The sequence below is a fragment of the Stenotrophomonas sp. Sm10 genome (genome assembly GCF_030985515.1).
Classification (GTDB): Bacteria; Pseudomonadota; Gammaproteobacteria; order Xanthomonadales; family Xanthomonadaceae; genus Stenotrophomonas; species Stenotrophomonas hibiscicola.
Map to the genome: position 1 here is coordinate 1 of NZ_JAPTFO010000158.1, position 3,123 is coordinate 3,123.

General features: G+C 38.7%; 7 protein-coding genes. 6 read left to right on the top strand and 1 reads right to left on the bottom strand.

Annotated features, from left to right (window positions below; genetic code table 11):
- Positions 1–122: 122 nt before the first annotated feature.
- On the bottom strand, positions 123–548 hold the full coding sequence (locus O0J15_RS20580; RefSeq protein ID WP_308306227.1) for a hypothetical protein: 426 nt from the start codon (positions 546–548) through the stop codon (positions 123–125).
- A 52-nt stretch (positions 549–600) separates the two neighbouring features.
- On the opposite strand from O0J15_RS20580, the gene O0J15_RS20585 reads away from it, so the two are divergent.
- The 6 genes from O0J15_RS20585 to O0J15_RS20610 all read left to right on the top strand — a co-directional run.
- On the top strand, positions 601–1,314 hold the full coding sequence (locus O0J15_RS20585) for an ORF6C domain-containing protein (protein WP_308306228.1): 714 nt from the start codon (positions 601–603) through the stop codon (positions 1,312–1,314).
- 10 nt (positions 1,315–1,324) lie between these two features.
- Positions 1,325–1,651 (top strand): hypothetical protein, encoded by a 327-nt coding sequence (locus O0J15_RS20590; protein ID WP_125443088.1) that lies wholly within the window; start codon positions 1,325–1,327, stop codon positions 1,649–1,651.
- Positions 1,652–1,799: 148 nt separating this feature from the next.
- Complete coding sequence (locus O0J15_RS20595) at positions 1,800–2,090, top strand: hypothetical protein (RefSeq protein ID WP_020903598.1); 291 nt, start codon at positions 1,800–1,802, stop codon at positions 2,088–2,090.
- Between the two features lie 10 nt (positions 2,091–2,100).
- Positions 2,101–2,415: a hypothetical protein gene (locus tag O0J15_RS20600; protein WP_308306229.1), complete on the top strand. Its 315-nt coding sequence runs from the start codon at positions 2,101–2,103 to the stop codon at positions 2,413–2,415.
- Between the two features lie 11 nt (positions 2,416–2,426).
- Positions 2,427–2,726, top strand: coding sequence for a hypothetical protein (locus O0J15_RS20605; protein WP_308306230.1), 300 nt, complete (start codon positions 2,427–2,429; stop codon positions 2,724–2,726).
- Positions 2,717–3,123 (top strand): phage replisome organizer N-terminal domain-containing protein (locus O0J15_RS20610; protein WP_308306231.1); only part of this gene is annotated, 407 nt, incomplete at its 3' end. The genes O0J15_RS20605 and O0J15_RS20610, both read left to right, overlap by 10 nt.

Below are 3,123 nucleotides of genomic sequence, written 5' to 3' on the forward strand. Positions count from 1 at the left end.
TAATCAATCATATTATTGGTATAGCCACATACTACGCTAGCAAAAGAGATAGAAAAAAGCGCATCAACGAGAATAAAAAAATACAAGATGATCAGCTGGAAAGAATTAGAAATAAATTTAATTTATGATTTTTTAGAAGTCTTCTGAATAAATCTTTTCTTTAAGTTTTGTTTGTTATCGCTTGCTTTATTAGCTATTTTTAAAGCTCTGTCGAAATCAACCTCGCCTGTAAAAACTTTGTAGGTAAGATCATTCATCTTCATAGACTTGTCGGTTTCAGTATCAAGCTGAGATACCTTCTCAAGTTCTTGCAACCGTAATTCATGAGCTTGTTTGATTTTTTCAAGCTCAAAGGCATGTTGCTGTTTTAGAGTATCTATCTGATGATGAAATTCTCTTTCGAGTTTTTCAACACTATGTGAATGTTCTTTAGCTTGTTTTTCAATCTCAGCTTTATTGTTAGCTTTTGATGCAACATATGACCATAGCCCTGAGATTATTGCAAGAATGATACTAATTACAGGTTGAATAAGAACTTGATATTCCATAAGATTTCTCCAATCGTTTTATTTTGATTATACCACATTTGAAAGGAACATTATGAACGAAATTTTTAATTTTCATGGGCAGGAAGTCCGTACTTTGACAATTGATGACGAGCCTTGGTTCGTTGGGAAGGATGTTGCAGATATCTTAGGATATGCTAAACCACTGGACGCAATTTCTCGGCACGTTGATGAAGATGACTCCGTGAAATACGGACTCACCGACAATTTAGGTCGAACACAAAACACTATCATCATCAACGAATCTGGTCTCTACTCTCTTATCTTATCCAGCAAGTTGCCTCAGGCTAAAGAGTTCAAGCGCTGGGTGACATCAGAGGTATTGCCAGCTATTCGTAAGCAGGGCGGATTTATCCGTGAGGACTTGGACGAGGATGCCTTTATCGCTCTGTTTACTGGCCAGAAGAAATTGCGTGAACAGCAGGCGAACATGCTGGAAGATATCGACTACCTCAAGAGCGAGCAACCGATTCATCCAAGCTATGCTCAGTCGCTACTGAAGAAGAGAAAGGCCAGGGTTGTGGCATGCCTAGGTGGTATTGATAGCCCAGCTTATGCAGATAAGAATTTTGCTCAGTCAGTCTTTAGACAAGCTGAGATTGATTTCAAGGATCATTTCAATATTAGTCGCTATGACCTGCTACCAAAGAAGCATGCGGATGCCGCTTTTGCTTACTGGATGACGTGGGAGCCAAGCACTAATACCAAGATGAAGATTATGGAACTGAACGCTTTTAGTCAAGCGTAGGGAGGGAAAAATGAGACCAAGACGATATCCGTATAGTGGGAAAAAAGAGTCCACCTTTGTAAAGGCAGACCCAAAGTTGGTGCAAAGTTTCTCAAAAAATACTAGTTTTCTTGAGCGTTTACAGAAAAAGCCTATCAATTTCGGATTTAATTATAGCAGAAAGATAGACAGAAAAAATAGAAAGGAAGACAGAGGGATGGCAAAACTGAAGATTTATTTAAGAAGTACTTCTGTAGATGAAGCTATTGGAAAAATAGCTCGCATTAAAGAAGCACATCCAGAAGATGTGCTCCAAATAGATGTTACGATTCTGGATGATCGTCTTTTAAATTCGTAACAGTTTCATAGAATCGCTTGTAGAATTGTTCAATGGCTTCTTCTGTTAATCCAGAAAAAGCACCTGACGGCAATCAGGCGCATACTTAAACAATTTAGACCATTATATCACAAAAATGCTTGCCCGCATAGTTGAGAGGATGTAGAAAATGGAAGGTATAACGTTACAATTACGATTGGACGGCGAAAGTGCTGAATTGTTCACAAACCAATTACTAGCCTTTGCTGAAAAGCAAGTCAAGGAGCAGTTAGAGAATGATCGCATGCCAATCAATCAACAAGCTTTGATGAAGAAGTTCGGCTTCACTCATGGCTATATTAAGAAGTTAGAACGCAAAGGCTTAAGATTTCGTAAGCAAGGAAAAGATATTATGTACGATGTCAATGATGTTTATGAAATTTTGGAATTAGAAAAAGAAGTACGAAAATTAAGAGCATAAGGAGATAAAAATGTTTGAACCACCGATTTTAGAACAGCTGATGGGAGTAGGAGGCTTGCTTCTTGGTTTTGTGGCAGTTTATCGTCACATCAAAATGCAAGAACAACGAGAGGAAGAAGAGAGACAGAAAGAGCAAGAATTTGCTTCTATAATTATCCAAGGCTATAACCATGCTTATGAACGTGGTAGAGAGGACAAATGGCAAGAAATTCGCAAGAATATTCGGCGAGACTTCACAGGATTCACCTACGACAATGAACGTCCTGAAGGCTTGCGTCCTGAGCCTTTAGCATTGCCAGAGCCTAAAATGCGCATCTTGAAGTGAGGAGGTTAGGAATGGAAGAATTGATTGAATGGCTATTATGGCATGAGCGAGTGAATAAAGAAATGCTATCGTCTGATGAAGAAAAGTCTGATTTTGAAATATATTTAGAGGACGAGAACAGGAAAATTTCACTTATAAAAGAATACCTAACCGACTATGAAAAACTAGCTAATGACTATCGTGATGTAGTCTCTGAAAATAAGCTGTTAAAGGTTGAGAAGATGGCGCTAGAGGGGATGCACATTTATGAGGATATGCGGATGAAGTACCGTGCGAATCGGAGGAAGTGGGGTGTGAGATTATGGCGTTAAAAAATAAGCGGTATTTCTGGATCCAGCTTGCTCAGGACTTCTTTAAGTCAAAGGAGATGAAACTACTTCGTAAGATTGCTGGTGGAGATACACATACCATCATTTATCTCAAAATGATGTTAATTAGCTTGGAAGATGGAGGGCATATTTACTACGATGGATTGGCTGATAATTTAGCCGAGGAAATTGCTCTTGTTATTGATGAAAATCTTGAAGATATTAAAATTACATTGATTTTCTTAGAGAGTAAAGGTCTGCTAACCAAAAAATCCGACCGAGATTATTTTTTGGAGCAGGTTCCTGAGATGGTCGGGAGCGAAACCGCGAGTACTCGTAGGAGTCGCAAGCACAGAGAGTTAAAGGGGTTGAATTGCAACACGATTGCAACAACTTGCAA